Origin of the sequence: Niallia taxi, from assembly GCF_004005475.1 — a bacterium.
Classification (GTDB): Bacteria; Bacillota; Bacilli; order Bacillales; family Cytobacillaceae; genus Niallia; species Niallia taxi.
Map to the genome: position 1 here is coordinate 20,672 of NZ_RZTZ01000008.1, position 15,176 is coordinate 35,847.

The window sequence follows — 15,176 nt, forward strand, 5'->3', positions numbered from 1 at the left end:
CAACTTTCTTCAGAGGTGATTTCATGCTAGGGATAAAAAGCTACAATCCTAAACTTTACACAGAACTATCTCAAATAATAAAGGACCAGAAAATTAGACTACAGGGGCTTAAAGGTAAAAAGATAAAGGATATCTGGGTTGCATGGGAAAAAAATAGTGATGAGTGGTTTAATGATTTACCCGTGATAATTAGGTTTGAAGATTGCCAGTTGGAATTATGTGCATATAAGAGTGGCGAATACGCTATAACATTTAATCAAATCGATTTAACGGAGGAAATTGATTACTATGGTACCGATTTCTTGCTTAGTTGGGAACAGAATAAGTTAATGCAACTTGCTGAATCTATTAACAAACGAATAGATAAGGTAGAAATGATTGAATACTTAGAACAATTAAATGGAGTCAGTTTACACCTAGGAGAAGGCTATTTGGCTGTTTGTAATGGGTTGGATGAAAATGTGATATATAATAATAGAGTCGAAGGAGCACAATATAAATTTACGGACTTGTGAAGTAATATTTAAATCAATTAGCCTTTCATTATGAAGGTGATCCTGTTTTATTTTTAATCCTTAAAGATATTCTAGAAAAGTATGAAGGAACTAGCTTGTTTTTTGTTTGAGAACTATTATTTGGGGTAAAGTAAAAGGTCAATCTATTATAAGAGAGGGAGTTCGTATGAATAAAAGCCTTATCCTCCTTGATATACAAACATTAAATAATGAATTATCTAATAATAGAAAACGTAGTATAAAAATCATAAAAAGGCTGCAGCAGGAACCAACAAATCTTATGCTCAAAAGAAGACTGAAGAAAATAAAGTTAGATAATGAAAATATAAGCAAAAAACAGCATGAATTGTGGAAGCTTTATAAAGAAAAATGATTGTTATATACATAAGCAATGATTGCATTTTGCAGAAAACCTTCGTATTTTTGTAGATTTGGGGAGATATTCTAATCTTCAAACATAATTTAAATATAGTAAAACATAAAACTGCCTATGGGGAGTTTTTTTTTGTTTGAAATACAACTATATAGTGCCTCTAATTCCTTTTTTAAAAATACATATTTATCCATATGGTAATTTGTAGTAAACTCATAATATATTTCCTTTTATAAAATGGAGGACGAGATGAACGAAAAAACTCATACAAAAACGAAAAAACAACAAAAGGTACAAGGGATATATAGAGAAATAAAAAGACAGCAGCAAGAGAAAGTGGCAGAAGCAGATAGTACATATGGAAAAATTATTGTAAACATTTGTATGGTTATCATTCTATTTTTTTTTGTTATGAGTACACTATTTGATTTTGGTGTTCAGGTTCCAAGATTTTTTGGATATTAAATTTTATCGAGAGTCATTACAGGTTCTCTACTTAAGAATATCTTTAAACAAGCCCTATTAATAAGTATTTTCATGAGCCATGTATAATAGGCTCTTTTTTATTTAAAAAAAATCGAACGAAATTTCAAATTGTTACCAATATATAGTGTAAGAGATAAGGGAGGTGAATAAGGTTGAGTGTTGATAATGAATTTATTAAATTAATTAACCTTATTGGAGCTGGAAACAGAGAGGCATGCGGTGAACTTTACGAAAAAACAATCCAAGATGTATTTAAAACAGTTCACTTTTTAGTGGAGGAAAAAACAGATGTAGATGATTTGGTACAAGACATTTACATACAGGTGTTTAAGTCTATAAAAAAATTCGATTTTGAACGGAAGTTTAATCCTTGGTTAATGGGAATTACGTTAAAACAAATTAAAGCTTATCGAAGAAAAAAGTGGATGATTTTTAGAACTGTTAAGAAGGTTGAAGAATTTAAAGAGGAAAAAGAATTAGATTTCTCAACCGAAGTTATTGAAAAAATAACAAATAAACAGCTAGTCAAATTAGTGGATGAATTACCATACAAACTGAAACAGGTAGTTATTCTTCGTTATTTAAACGATTATACCCAAGACGAGATTTCAGCGATTTTAAAGGTTCCTATTGGAACTGTTAAGTCAAGAATAAATGCAGCTTTAACAAAATTACGTACAAAAGGAAAAAATAAAAAAATTCTTGAAGAAGTGAGGAAGGTTTATGAATATTGAGACTAAACTTAGAGAGTCCTTACAAGAGATTGGAAAAGAAATTACTCCTCCGCCAGGACTAAGAATGAATGTTATGACTAGTATCCATCTCGGAAAGTCAAAAACGAAAAAAAGAATTATTACAGGTGTTTTAGCTGCTGCATTGCTAATACCGACAGGGGCATTTGCCACAAAATCTCTCATAGCTGATGGACTATACGGCTCTTTTGATAATTTGAAAAAGCATATTACAAGTGCAACAATGGAAGGTTATCTACGGTTGGATGCAAAAATTGCCCAAGCACAAGGCCAGATAGAACCCGCAGAATATAAAGAGTTTATCGGACTTGTGAAAATAATGACTGATGCTAAGCTTGAATTTGGTGACAAATATGGAGGGATTAACTATGCTGCACTCACACAAGAAAAACAAACAGAGCTTGCAAAAGTATATTTAGAAATACAGCCATACTATGATCAATTAAATGGTCTGGAATCTAGTAAGGAGTTGTTAACGGAAGAGGAATACAAGCAGTATATTAAATCTCTTATGGTTTATGAAGAAATCATTTCAAAGAGTCAGATAAATCCGGACCATTATATAGAAACAAAGGAAATACCAACAGATTTGCAAGGTCCATTTGAAGAAGCAAGGGTATTTATTGACTATGTTAATGAAAAACAAATGGAGTAAAAGAACTAATTTAAGGAGGATTTCTGTCCCTTATTGCAGAAATAGTTGCTATTATAAAAACATTCTATTAAATGCAGGTGATAAAATGCTGCCAACTAAAAGTATTCTAGCCACTTGGGGCAAGTTTAACGACTTTCCTATGGAGACGTTAACTAAAATATGGCAATATCACAATGGACATGGGAAAAAGCAGCGTGATGTTTCTATCATGCGTGAGCATAGGGAGCAATTTGGAATAACCGGTAACTGTTTTGACCTTGCGATATGGCTGTTAGATGAATTTAAAAAGGATGGGATTAAGGCATATCCTATCGGTCATAGTTTAAAAACAGAAAATGCCCATGTAGCTGTAGTGGCAATAAGTGAAAATGGAAACCGATTTTTGTGTGATTTAGGAGATCAATGGTTAACACCAATACTAATAGATTCACACAGCGAGGATTTTGTTCATGAACAATTGAGTGGATTTTTTCCAGCCGCAAATGTACAAGTAAAAGAGAATGAAAATAGTACAGAAATACTTTATTACAGACCGAATGGAAAGATATCGAGACAAAATTATTGTAAACAACCAATCGAGATGGAAGCTTTAATGGATGCGGCAGAGCATTCACAAAACTTAATTAAAAAAGTACCTTTATTAGAATGTAGAACACCTTACAAAAATGAGATTGCTCATTGGGAATTTGGTAATTGGGAATGCACATTAAGTACAAGTGAAGGCATTCTCACACAACCAAAATACAATGGTTTAGAAGAATTGGCAGAGTTAATCTACCAAAAAACAAAATATAATAAAGATTTGTTGTTAAGTATATTAGAAAAATACAAATCTCTACAAAAATAACTATAAGAGAATAGCTGGAATTTCTAAAATGGATAGGTAACATATATATCTGAATAGAAATTTATACTGGGGTCATTTTATATAATAAAAAACCGACTATAAAATAAAAAATGAGGCTGGGACAAAACAAAAGATAAGCTTACTAAACACGAATAATAGAATTACAACTAAATTAGAAAAAGAAGGTTGTGTCTAAATAGAATGTTGAGTTAAAGTTAGTTCGTTTCATTGCGCGCTCGTCCTCGCGCTTTCCGCGGGGTCTCATCCTTTCCTCTATTTCCCGCAGGAGTCGAGTGACCTCCGCTCCATTCCACTAAAATTTCTAATTTTTTGTATTTAAACTAAAAACAAAAAACCGAACTATTTAATCAATTGTTGATTAAGTAGTTCGGTTCTTACGCTGGTTCACATACTTATGTCCCAGCCTCTTTAGGATATTAAGTTATAATCGCACTAATAAATAAGATTTAAAACAAATGCATTATCGAAACGACAACAATAGCAACTACTAACGCAGGTAGAAGGTTAGCTATTTTAATTTTTGTAATTCCAACTAAATTTAATCCTATAGCAATAATCATAATACCGCCAGTTGCTGACATCTCTATAACAAACTGATCCATTAAAGCATCTGGAACCAATCGAACAATTTGGGTAGCAAAAATCGCTATTAACCCTTCATATAAAATTACAGGAATTGCAGAGAATAACACGCCAATCCCCAATGTGGTCGTTAAGATGATGGCGATGAATCCATCAATAACGGCTTTCGTGTATAGCACATCATTATTTCCTCGAATACCACTATCTAAGGCACCGATTATGCCCATTGCTCCAACTACGAATATCAATGTTCCAGTTATAAATCCTTGTGATATGCTTCCTTGTTTATTTGAGCCGACATGTTTTTCTAACCAATCCCCTAGTTTGGTAATTTTATCTTCTAAGGCAAGTAACTCACCAATAACTGCCCCTATAGCAAGACTTAAAATCACGATAAGAAAATTTTCGGTTTTAAGTCCCATTTGCATTCCCAAAACGACAATGGCTAAGCCCATTATTTTCATAACAGTGTCCTTCATGCTTTCTGGAATACGACGAAGTAGACTCCCTAATAATGTACCAACGCTTACACCGATTGCATTTGCTAAAGCCCCCATTAAAATCACTGTAGTTCACCGACTCTTTCCCTATTGTTGTGTTTTCTTGTATTATAGGGGTAAATTATATATAAATAAAATCAAAGTTTTAGATAGTATGTATGAATAAAATTCATAGATAGGAATGATAGGGATGAGCCTGGCAAGATATGAAATTTTTAACACAGTTGTAGAATTGGGAAGCTTAACAAAAGCGGCAGAAGCATTAAACATAACGCAGTCTGCGGTTAGTTATTCAATCGCAAACCTTGAGGCGGAATTTGGATTTCCACTATTAATAAGAAGTCGGTCTGGAATTACTTTAACAAGTAATGGGCAAAGAATGTTAAAGTCTGTTCGAACTGTCCTGCATTGGGACGAAAAACTGAAGCAAGAAGCAGCGTCAATCAAGGGACTCGAAGTGGGAACAGTACGTATTGGGGCTTTTACAAGTGTTTGTATTCAATGGCTGCCAAGATTACTTAAAAACTTTAAACAAGAACATCCTTTCATTGAAATAAAAATTTTTCAAGGGGGATACCAGGATGTGGAAGAGTGGATTACAAACGGTGTTATAGACTTTGGGTTTACAACTTTACCAACTACAGAGAATTTCGAAACAATTCCATTAAAAAAAGATCGGATATTATGTATCCTTCCACAAAAACACCCTCTGAGTATTCTTGATAAAGTACGTATTGATCAATTAAAGAATGAAGCCTTTATTACTCTGAAATCGGGTTATAACCACGACATAAAACGCATATTAAAGGATACTGGTGTTACACTCCAAAACAGTTTTGAAATGGCTGATGACCAAGCGATTTTAGCGATGGTGGAAAATGAATTAGGCGTCAGCATTATGCCTGAACTAGTCCTGCAAAGCATGCCATACAAAGTGACAGCACTTCGTCTTGAGCCAGAGCAGCATCGAATTATTGGTATTGCGGCATTATCACTAAAAGAAATCGCTCCAGCTTCGCAAAGATTTATTGAATTTATCAAAAAGTTGCTAGAGTCAAATTAATATATGAAGGTAAGGAGTAATCAAGGCATGTTCGCATGCTTTTTTTATTTGCAAATAGGAAGCAAGCTTTTTCATACAAAGGCTGATTTTGAATATATGAATAGGGTTCACCATTTTTAATGTAAATTTTGTTACAATAATTTGTAAATATTGTAACATTTGAAATATAAATGACAAAAAACACCTTAAATGTGTTAAAGTGACATTGTAAGTTATAACACAGAGAAGGCAGGGAGGAAGCGTTGAAAAAGAAGCTGGTCATCATTATCACAACAGTATTAATTGTAATACTGGCGCTATTGGTATTATGGAAGCTAGAAGTGTTTAAGATCAATGATTCATCAGAAGCAGTTAAAGAGGAAAATGTAGAAGAGGATGTACTTTCGATACTTTTAAATTTACAATATCCTCAGCTTGGAGATAACATCGAAGAAGCACAATCTCTATACGGAGAGCCAACGTCTGAAGCTGATGGACAAAAGGCCTTCCAGCTTTCAGGAAAAGCAGAAAATGAGATAGCTCTATACTATGATCAAGCTGATGCAATTACCTCCCTTAAATTCAACGTAGCCGGAGATAAAGAAAAAATTCACTCTTTAGCTGAAAAATTACTTCCATCTGGGTTTACTCTCGTTAAAGGTAATGGAGAAGAAGCAGATAATCAAAACAGCTATTATTATCGTTTGGCAGACGGATTTGCAGAAATCCTGATAAACAAAGCTAATGATTCAAGCGCTGGAAATAACACGGACTATACGATTGAAGTCACGTATTTAACAGAAACTGAGTTCAATAGCGCAACAAACCAGGAAGAAAAAGAGGCAGAGGAAGAAAAAACCACGCAAGGCAATCCAGAAACGCAGGAAGATAATGAGTCTCAAGAAGCAATCACCACACCAAAACCAACAGAATCTGATTCTGAAGAGGTTAAAGAAACAGAACCATCTCCAACGAAGAACACTGGAGAATTTGATGCAGCTTCAGCTCAAATAAACAATCAGAAAGTCAAGGATCCAGACTTTCTAGCGAATGCCAAAAAAGGAATTGTTCAAGAAATAGATGTAGCTCTTAAGTCAACAGTTGGCGCGATGATGGAAAGCCATGGCCAACCTGATTGGGTAGTAGCGGTAGAAGGTGGATATCAGCTAATGTATAAAAACTACCACATCGGATTCGGAACACCCCATGAGTACGTTCAAGATCCAAAAACACCAATTTCATCCTATTACTTACCAATTAACCTATCAGAAAAGGAAGTAATCCAATCATTAGGAGAACCAATTGCTAAAGAATATAGTGAACAAGATGGTAGCTATCTTCTATATTACGATTTAGGAAATTACAAATTATACTTCTATAAGAATACAGACGACCCGGCAGAAACGTATAAATCAGTAAAATTAATTGCAAGCTTGGCTGCATGAGGATATTTCTCATGCTTTTTTTATGGATTTTGAGCGCTTTTTACCCCAATTGCCCCTTAACATGGAGGTTATTTGAAGTGAATAATTGTTTGAGTATATGTAGAGAAATCAACTAAATGATGATCTAAAATTTTCTGCAAAATCACTAAGTTTAACTCTTGATAATCATGAAATGCAATATTGCGAAACCCGACCATTGCTTTCATCCTGTTGGAAAGAGAAGCAGGGATAATGTTCTCTGCTTCCAATAATGAAAAGGCATCTCGACTATTTTGAGGAAGCCCCAGCCTTTTATCTGCAACAATATGCATTGCAAGGTCAATACTTGCCTCACATGCCCTCTGCAAATTAAGGATGATGGAATCCTGTTTAGTATTATTCTCTAAGTTTTGAGGATTTTGTTGATATTCCTCATTAATACGTCTAATACAACGTTCAATAATAGCTACTTTATTTAGAATTACATCACTTTTCATAAAATAAACCCGCTCTCATTAATCTTTTTAAGAATCTCATGGCATGCTTCATTTAGCTTTGTAAACATTTTTAAAGCTTTTATTTGAAATTCAGTTTTTTTTCGCTCATTAGTAAAGTAAATGATTTTACCAGTATGCATTGTTTGTGCCTGAAATACTGTATTAGCACATTAATTCAGACTGCTATGTTATCGCCTCAACAGATCGGACAGGCATTTTAGAAAAAAAACTCGACCACCTAAAAGCAGTTAAAAATATTATGCCGGGAGGGGTGTAAGAGGATTTACTATTGAAGACAATCAAATATATGCTTACTGCTTAACAGAAGGCTATAACGCATACAAAGGAAAGGGCTGGTCTGTGATAGTGGTCGAATCGATTATTTAGCTCAATTCCATTACTAACTTAATGTTTTTATCATCTCAAGAATGAAATATTCAAATTCAAGTTTGAAACAAAATGAGTCGGTCTTTCTAGTAACATAATTGTATCAATCAAACTGTAAATACTACCAATATTAAATCCCACCTTCCATAAGGTGGGATTTTTATTGCGATATATCTTTTATTCTACCTCATTCTACTAAATCAAAATACTAAGTCATAAACTAATTCAAGATCAGACCAAGTTTTGCACATAAAAATGGGGGGATATTTGGTCTCCACATCTGGAAGGGATGGAGTTATAGTGAAGTCAAGCAATTGCGAAGCTTTCCTACTTTTTTGTACGGTGTGCAAGGGAGGTATTATCTAATGGCATTAGATGAGCGTAGTACAGCTATACTTGAATACTTACGGAGGGCAAAAACTTATGTGAAGCCAAATGAATTAATGGAGAAATTTCATATTTCCAGAAGAACTGTCTATTACGATGTAGACAAGATAAACGATTGGTTGGCAGATCAAAAAATGAATCCGATTAAGGCTGTTCGGTCTGCTGGCTTTTTGCTGGAGGGAAATGTAGCCAAATCACTCCCTGAAAGCTTAACAATGGTAAATTCTTGGCATTATGAGTATTCTGCCAAGGAAAGAAAAGCTTGGCTGGCAATTTTCTTAATGGAAAATGACATCCCTGTATATCTTAATAGTCTGATGGAGAGAAATCGGGTAAGCAGAAATACTACTATGGAGGATATAAAGTGTCTCAAACGAGATTTAGTGAGGTTCGAGCTTTCTTTAGTCTTTGAACGTAAGAAAGGATACACGATTAATGGGAGGGAAGAGGATAAACGTAAAGCTTTAATGCATTACCTGCATCATATTTCACCTCTCAGTAAAGCAAAATCTATTTTCGATGAATCCATATACTCTTACTGGTTAACAGTTGAGATAAATAGGGAGAAATGGCAAGAAATTCGCAGGACTTTGGGAGACTGTGAACAGTATCTGAATGTCCAATTCACAGATGATATGATGGATAATCTTTCATTGCGTTTACTGCTATTTTGTAACCGTGTTTTTAAAGGGATGATAATTTCAATTGATGAAGTAGAAATTGAGATCCTGCGTAGTACCACAGAATATAAGGCTGCAAGAAGCATTAGTGCTAACCTTTCTAGGCTTTTTCAGATGAATATTCCAGAAGAAGAGATACTTTATATTACAAGGCATCTTTTAAGCGCTCGTGTGCAATCCGTAGAAAAGAGTGGGTTCGCTAGCAGTAATGCGGATGAAGAAATTCTCTTAAGAGTAGTGAACAGAATGGTGACAGACTTTCAAAAACATGCCTGTGTTGTATTTAAGAACCGTAATGAAATGGAACAAAGCTTGTTGCTCCATGTTAAACCAGCCTTTTATCGCATTCGTTATGGATTGGAAATGGAAAGTGAATTAACTGCTTCTATTAAGGAAAGATACAGCGATATTTATTTAATAACGAAAAAGGTGATTACACATTTAGAGCAGGCTGTTGGCTGTGAGGTTAATGAGGATGAGATTGCATTAATAGCAACCCATTTCGGTGGCTGGATGAACAGGGTAGGAGCCAAATTAGATAACAGATTGAAAGCATTGGTTGTTTGCAGCAACGGCGTCGGCACCTCTAAATTACTGATGTATCAATTGGAATTGTATTTCTCCTATGTTGAAATAATGGGCTGTGTTTCTTATAGAGATTATGTAGCTAAACAATTCGACGTAGATTTTATCTTTTCCACCATTCCGTTCGAAAGCGGCGAAAAGCCTGTTTTTATTGTCAATCCAATTTTGACAGAGACGGAAATTGATGGCTTAACAAAAAAAGTACATGGTGTATTTGGAGGTAACGATAGAAAAAACCGCTCGCTAAACGGGCTAATGGAAATTATCCAGAAGCATGCTCAGGTGTTGGATATTGAAGGACTGCAGCAAGATCTGAAACAGTACTTGTATCGGCCAGAAAAATTGGTAAAGGATACAAAAAGTCCATCTTTAGCATGTTTACTGCCTGTTGAACATATTCAATTGCTGGAGGCGGCAACAGACTGGAAGGATACCATTAAATTAGCCGCAGAACCGCTTTTAGCAGGTGGTTTCATAAAGAAGGATTATATTAAGATGATGGTTCGGAATATTGAGAAAACGGGACCGTATATCGTCATTTCTCCAAAAGTGGCAATCCCGCATGCACGTCCTGAGGATGGTGTTAACAAGCTAAGCATGAGCTTATTGAAGTTGACAAAGGAGGTTCCATTTTCCGAAGAAAACAAGCATCAAATTCAACTAATTATTATTTTAGCTGCAATTGATGGTGAAACCCACTTGAAAGCAATTTCACAGTTAAGCAGAATGTTTTCGGATAGTGATAATGTTAGAAAAATACTTGCCGCCAATACTTCTAAAGAAATTTTTGAGCTTATCAATATCCATTCCCAATAAAAGTATTTAAGGCAAAAAGGTGAGGGTGTAACTCAATGAAGTTTTTGGAAAAGAGTCTTGTGAAAATAGATGTTAATGTGTCTACTCCTGATGACGCCATCCGAGCAGCGGGGAAAATGCTGGTTGACGGTGACTTAGTAGAAGGCGAATACGTGGAAGCAATGGTTGCATCCTACCATAAAAATGGAGCATATTTTGTGCTTGCCCCACAAATTGCCCTTCCACATGCAAGACCTGAGGATGGTGTGAAGGAGGCTTCCGTTTCGTTAGTTAGGTTAATGAAACCTGTCGTATTTGGAAATGAAGCAAATGATCCAGTTCAACTGGTTTTTGCCCTTGGAGCATCCTCAAACATGGAGCATCTCAAAATTTTACAGAAATTATTGAAGCTGCTTAACAATCAAAACAATGTAAAACGGATACTGGAAATGAAAACCTATTTAGAATTAGAAGAATTATTAGGAGGCATAAATCTATGAAAATACTATGTGTATGTGGTTTAGGACAAGGCACAAGTTTGATTTTGCGAATGAACGTTGAAACGGTGTTAAGTGAAATGGGAATAGTAGCTGATGTCGACAATACAGATGTTTCAAGTGCCACAAGTGAGCGTGCAGATTATATTATTACCTCAAATGAACTTGCACAGTCATTGGAGGATCATGCTGGCAAAATATTAATTGTGAATAATTACTTTGATTTAAATGAAATCAAACAAGTGTTAAGTGCCTGTATTAACTAATCAAGTGATAGGGGGAGCTGCAAATGGAGGTTTTGACTTGGATTGCTAATAATATTTTCGGGGTTCCAGCATTTTTACTTGGCATTATTGTATTAATGGGGTTAATGCTGCAGAAAAAAACAGTAAGTCAAACAGTATCAGGCGTATTTAAGGCAATGATTGGTTTTCTCATCATAGATGCTGGTGCAGGAATCATTACAGGGGCGTTAAATATTTTTCAGCCTTTATGGGCAGAGGTGTTTGGATTAAAGGCAGCCGATCTAGGTGAATTTATGGGGCAAACAGCCTTTAATGTGAAATTTGGATCTGCCGTAACTTTAGCGATGTTTTTAGGATTTTTGATAAATGTGTTATTGGCTCGTTTTACTAGATTTAAATATATTTATTTGACAGGTCATATGATGTTTTGGACTACAACGATATTTGCAGGAATCATCGTGGAGGCTGTTGGTGCAGAAAATGTTTCTAATGTGAAATTAATAGCGTTTCTCGCCATATTTATGGGATTGTATTGGACATTCCAGCCAGCCCTAGTTCAACCTTTTATGAGAAAAGTGACAGGCGGTAATACGATTGCATTAGGTCATACTTCCGCAATTGTTGCCATTCTTGCAGCATTGCTAGGCAAAATCTTCGGAAATAAAGCAAATGATACGGAAAAGATTAAATTGCCAAAGGGTCTTGAATTTTTACGAGACTCCAATGTTATTACGGCGTTAACAATGGGTGTCTTGTTTTTTGTAGGTGCTGTAATCATCTCCTTTAAAGGGACTGCTGGATCAGAAGAATTAATAGCACAGGCGGCCGGTCAGAACTTTCCGATGTATTCTATCATTCAATCCTTTACCTTTGCCGGCGGAATTGCCGTAGTGCTCTTAGGAGTGAAGATGTTTATAAGTGAAATAGTGCCAGCATTTAATGGGATTGCGAAAAAAGTAGTTCCCGGTGCAATTCCAGCACTTGATGCACCTGTCGTCTTTACCTTTGCTCCTAATGCCGTAATTATTGGGTTTCTAGGCGCATTCGCAGGTGCTTTAATCTGGCTTGTTGTAATAGGAAATACAGTTGCATATGTATTTGTGCCGACAATGATTGTGTTGTTTTTCCACGGTGCGACAGCAGGCGTATTTGGAAACTCTACAGGCGGTGTTCGAGGTGCCTTAATAGGCGGATTTGTCACTGCGACGATTGTAGCTTGGGGACAATATATTATGGTTCACTTCTTAAATGCCACTACCATTCCAGATACAGCAATGTGGGCAGCTGATAGTGATATGTTCGTGTTAGGTCCAATCGTAAAGGCACTGGCTCACCTGTTATTTTAGATGAATTCCTGATTTTGAAAGGATGTTTTATTCATGACTTTTATTCGTACTTTAAGAGGGGATATTAAGCCCCAGGATTTAGGATTTACCTATGCTCATGAGCATATTGTTTGCCGGCCACCTTATTGGGTTGAAAAACAAGAAAGTGACCTTTTGCTTGATGATAAAGAAAAATCAATGCTCGATGTCGAAGACTTTAAACGACATGGGGGCAAGGCCATTGTTGATGCATCAGCCGTTGATTATGGCCGTGACGTTCAAGCAGTTCATGCAATCTCGGAAGAGTTAAATATTCATATTGTCGGGACTGCTGGTTTTAATAAAAGCTTTTTATGGGAAGCTTCTATTAAAGAAGAGTTGAAGCCGTTAATCGGAAACTATCAAACTTATACAGAATGGATTGATACGGCGAGCATTAATGACTTAGCTGCATTTGTTGTCAGGGAAGTGGAAGAAGGCCTAGAAGGAACAAGGTATAAAGCAGGGCAGGTGAAATTCGGCACAGGCTATAACAGGATTACTCCACTTGAAGTAAAGACCCTACAAGCTGTTGCAAGAGCACATCATGAAACGAAGGCTCCCTTACATTCGCACACAGAAGCAGGAACGATGGCATTGGAACAAATTGAATTACTAAAAAAGGAAAACGTGGACTTATCCTTTATGAGCTTTGGTCATATGGATCGTAACCCAGACCCTTATTATCATGGGCAGATTGCTAAAACAGGCGCTTACCTCTGTTTTGATGGGATAGCAAAAATCAAATATGCACCTGAAAGCACTAGAATTCAATGTATACTCGAACTTGTAAAAAAAGGCTATGAAAATCAAATTCTAGTAAGTGGAGATACAGCACGTAAAACGTATTTCAAGCACTATGATTATGGTCTCGGATTAGAATACATTATTGCCAAGTGGGTCCCAAGATTTATCGACGATGCCACAAAGCAGGGCTTTGACGGGGAAGGTTTAATCCGGAAGTTTTTTATCGATAATCCTGCTCGTTGCTTTGCATTTAAATAGTGGGGGGAACGAATATGATTTTCCAGTATGAGAATTCCTTTGATATTAAAGAGAAAATCCAAAAAAGCTCTGTAGCGATTTTACCTATTGGTGCTGTAGAAGCACATGGCCCCCATTTGCCGCTGGGAACAGATAATTTACTGGCAGATAACATGGCAACACTAGTAGCAGAGCAAACGAATGCATTTGTACTGCCGACATTACCGTACGGGCAGGTTTGGAGCTTAAAAAACTTTCCAGGCAGTATTCATATTAGCAACGAAGTGCTGATTCCCTTTATTTATGACATCGGAGACAGCTTATACAGGCAAGGATTTAAGGTTTTTGCGATTATTAATGGTCATCTTGGCAATTCGACTGCTATAAAAGAAGCTGCACGTAAACTATTTTCAGACCGCCCGGATATGGTTGTTCTAAATCTCTTCTATCCTGGAGTAAAAAAAGTAATCGAGGAAGTTAGAGATTCAAAACAAGTGCATGCTGAATATTTTCATGCTTGTGAACTAGAAACATCATATATGCTGTATTTGGCAGAGAATTATGTTGATATGACAAAGGCTCTTTCTGAAAATCCACAAATTCCTGAATATGCAGATGTTACCCCAACGCCTTGGGAAGAGTTCACTGCCACTGCAGTGCTTGGCAATGCGACTCTTGCAACGAAAGAAAAAGGAAAACTCATTGTAGAGGAAGCAATTAAAAATATGGTTAATCTCATCGAAGCAGCTAAAGGGAGAGGACGAAGTAACTAAATATTGGCAAGGAGTGGGGTTTAGTGCTAGAAATGTACTTTGATAAAGCAACCGAAAAAATTGAATTAGTCAGAAAAAACGAAATGAAGCAAATGAAGGAAGCTGCAAACAGGGTAGCTGCGGCCATTCAAAACGAAGGTATCATTCAGCTTTTTGGCTGTGGACACTCGCATATCCTAACAGAAGAAGTATGCTATCGTGCAGGAGGTCTTGTACCGATAAACCCTATTCTTTATGAACCGCTTATGCTCCATGAAGGGGCACTGCGATCATCAGAGTTAGAGAGGCAGAATGGCCTTGCCGAGAAATTTATGAGCGAGCAAGACATCAGGAAAGAAGATATAATGGTTGTTATTTCCACATCTGGCCGCAATCCAGTCCCTGTTGACGTTGCTCAAATAGCGAAAGATAAAGGGGCGTTTGTAATAGGAATTACCTCAAAGGAATATTCTAAAAGTCAGCCTTCAAGGCATATAAGTGGAAAGCATTTATATAATGCTGTGGATTTAGTAATTGATAACTTTGCAACAAAAGGAGATGCAGCCCTTACCTACAACAAGGTAAATGTACCGTTTGGACCTACCTCAACAGTTGTTGGTGCGGTTATTATAAATGCTATTTTAGCAGAAGCAGTTAAAATCCTCGCTGATAAAGGGATTGAACCGCCTGTCTTTTTAAGTGGGAATATGGACGGTGCAGATGAGCATAACACTAGACTTGTTGAGAAGTATAAAAAAAGGATTCAATTGTTGAATTAATTGCAATTAAGAAATAGTTGAGTCTAT

The 15,176-nt window shown here is 36.1% G+C and carries 17 protein-coding genes; 15 read left to right on the forward strand and 2 right to left on the reverse strand.

Going from position 1 to position 15,176, the window contains the following annotated elements; genetic code table 11:
• Window positions 1–23: 23 nt before the first annotated feature.
• The 6 genes from EM808_RS18070 to EM808_RS18095 all read left to right on the forward strand — a co-directional run bounded on the left by EM808_RS18070 (window position 24) and on the right by EM808_RS18095 (window position 3,628).
• On the forward strand, window positions 24–515 hold the full coding sequence (locus tag EM808_RS18070; RefSeq protein ID WP_127739605.1) for a hypothetical protein: 492 nt from the start codon (window positions 24–26) through the stop codon (window positions 513–515).
• A 166-nt stretch (window positions 516–681) separates the two neighbouring features.
• The gene (locus EM808_RS18075) at window positions 682–888 is read left to right on the forward strand and encodes a hypothetical protein (RefSeq protein ID WP_127739606.1); all 207 of its coding nucleotides are present in this window, start codon (window positions 682–684) and stop codon (window positions 886–888) included.
• 249 nt (window positions 889–1,137) lie between these two features.
• Complete coding sequence (locus EM808_RS18080) at window positions 1,138–1,353, forward strand: hypothetical protein (protein WP_127739607.1); 216 nt, start codon at window positions 1,138–1,140, stop codon at window positions 1,351–1,353.
• Window positions 1,354–1,526: 173 nt separating this feature from the next.
• Window positions 1,527–2,108, forward strand: coding sequence for a sigma-70 family RNA polymerase sigma factor (locus EM808_RS18085; RefSeq protein ID WP_127739608.1), 582 nt, complete (start codon window positions 1,527–1,529; stop codon window positions 2,106–2,108).
• The gene (locus EM808_RS18090) at window positions 2,098–2,781 is read left to right on the forward strand and encodes a DUF3600 domain-containing protein (RefSeq protein ID WP_127739609.1); all 684 of its coding nucleotides are present in this window, start codon (window positions 2,098–2,100) and stop codon (window positions 2,779–2,781) included. Before EM808_RS18085 ends, EM808_RS18090 begins: the two co-directional genes overlap by 11 nt.
• 85 nt (window positions 2,782–2,866) lie before the next feature.
• Window positions 2,867–3,628 (forward strand): hypothetical protein, encoded by a 762-nt coding sequence (locus EM808_RS18095; protein WP_127739610.1) that lies wholly within the window; start codon window positions 2,867–2,869, stop codon window positions 3,626–3,628.
• Between the two features lie 467 nt (window positions 3,629–4,095).
• On the opposite strand, the gene EM808_RS18100 is transcribed toward EM808_RS18095, so the two are convergent.
• The gene (locus EM808_RS18100) at window positions 4,096–4,788 is read right to left on the reverse strand and encodes a DUF554 domain-containing protein (protein WP_412973752.1); all 693 of its coding nucleotides are present in this window, start codon (window positions 4,786–4,788) and stop codon (window positions 4,096–4,098) included.
• Window positions 4,789–4,921: 133 nt separating this feature from the next.
• Here EM808_RS18100 and EM808_RS18105 point away from each other — a divergent pair, with 133 nt between their 5' ends.
• The gene (locus tag EM808_RS18105; RefSeq protein ID WP_127739612.1) at window positions 4,922–5,794 is read left to right on the forward strand and encodes a LysR family transcriptional regulator; all 873 of its coding nucleotides are present in this window, start codon (window positions 4,922–4,924) and stop codon (window positions 5,792–5,794) included.
• 242 nt (window positions 5,795–6,036) lie between these two features.
• Window positions 6,037–7,218, forward strand: a complete 1,182-nt coding sequence (locus EM808_RS18110) for a hypothetical protein (protein WP_127739613.1) — start codon at window positions 6,037–6,039, stop codon at window positions 7,216–7,218.
• Between the two features lie 68 nt (window positions 7,219–7,286).
• Here the strand turns inward: EM808_RS18110 and hepT are convergent, their stop codons facing one another.
• Entirely contained in the window at window positions 7,287–7,694 is a 408-nt protein-coding gene (gene hepT, locus EM808_RS18115) for a type VII toxin-antitoxin system HepT family RNase toxin (RefSeq protein ID WP_127739614.1), read from the reverse strand.
• A gap of 752 nt (window positions 7,695–8,446) precedes the next feature.
• Here hepT and EM808_RS18120 point away from each other — a divergent pair.
• Genes EM808_RS18120 through EM808_RS18150 form a run of 7 tightly spaced genes read left to right on the forward strand, consistent with a single transcriptional unit; the run spans window position 8,447 to window position 15,149 of the window.
• The gene (locus EM808_RS18120) at window positions 8,447–10,549 is read left to right on the forward strand and encodes a BglG family transcription antiterminator (protein ID WP_127739615.1); all 2,103 of its coding nucleotides are present in this window, start codon (window positions 8,447–8,449) and stop codon (window positions 10,547–10,549) included.
• A gap of 35 nt (window positions 10,550–10,584) precedes the next feature.
• The gene (locus EM808_RS18125) at window positions 10,585–11,028 is read left to right on the forward strand and encodes a PTS sugar transporter subunit IIA (RefSeq protein WP_127739616.1); all 444 of its coding nucleotides are present in this window, start codon (window positions 10,585–10,587) and stop codon (window positions 11,026–11,028) included.
• A complete protein-coding gene (locus tag EM808_RS18130; RefSeq protein ID WP_127739617.1) occupies window positions 11,025–11,291 on the forward strand; it encodes a PTS sugar transporter subunit IIB in 267 nt (88 codons plus the stop codon). Before EM808_RS18125 ends, EM808_RS18130 begins: the two co-directional genes overlap by 4 nt.
• 23 nt (window positions 11,292–11,314) lie before the next feature.
• Complete coding sequence (locus EM808_RS18135; protein WP_127739618.1) at window positions 11,315–12,616, forward strand: PTS ascorbate transporter subunit IIC; 1,302 nt, start codon at window positions 11,315–11,317, stop codon at window positions 12,614–12,616.
• A 33-nt stretch (window positions 12,617–12,649) separates the two neighbouring features.
• Window positions 12,650–13,639 (forward strand): phosphotriesterase family protein, encoded by a 990-nt coding sequence (locus tag EM808_RS18140; RefSeq protein WP_127739619.1) that lies wholly within the window; start codon window positions 12,650–12,652, stop codon window positions 13,637–13,639.
• A 14-nt stretch (window positions 13,640–13,653) separates the two neighbouring features.
• On the forward strand, window positions 13,654–14,391 hold the full coding sequence (locus tag EM808_RS18145) for a creatininase family protein (RefSeq protein WP_127739620.1): 738 nt from the start codon (window positions 13,654–13,656) through the stop codon (window positions 14,389–14,391).
• Between the two features lie 23 nt (window positions 14,392–14,414).
• On the forward strand, window positions 14,415–15,149 hold the full coding sequence (locus EM808_RS18150; RefSeq protein ID WP_127739621.1) for an SIS domain-containing protein: 735 nt from the start codon (window positions 14,415–14,417) through the stop codon (window positions 15,147–15,149).
• Window positions 15,150–15,176 lie beyond the last annotated feature (27 nt).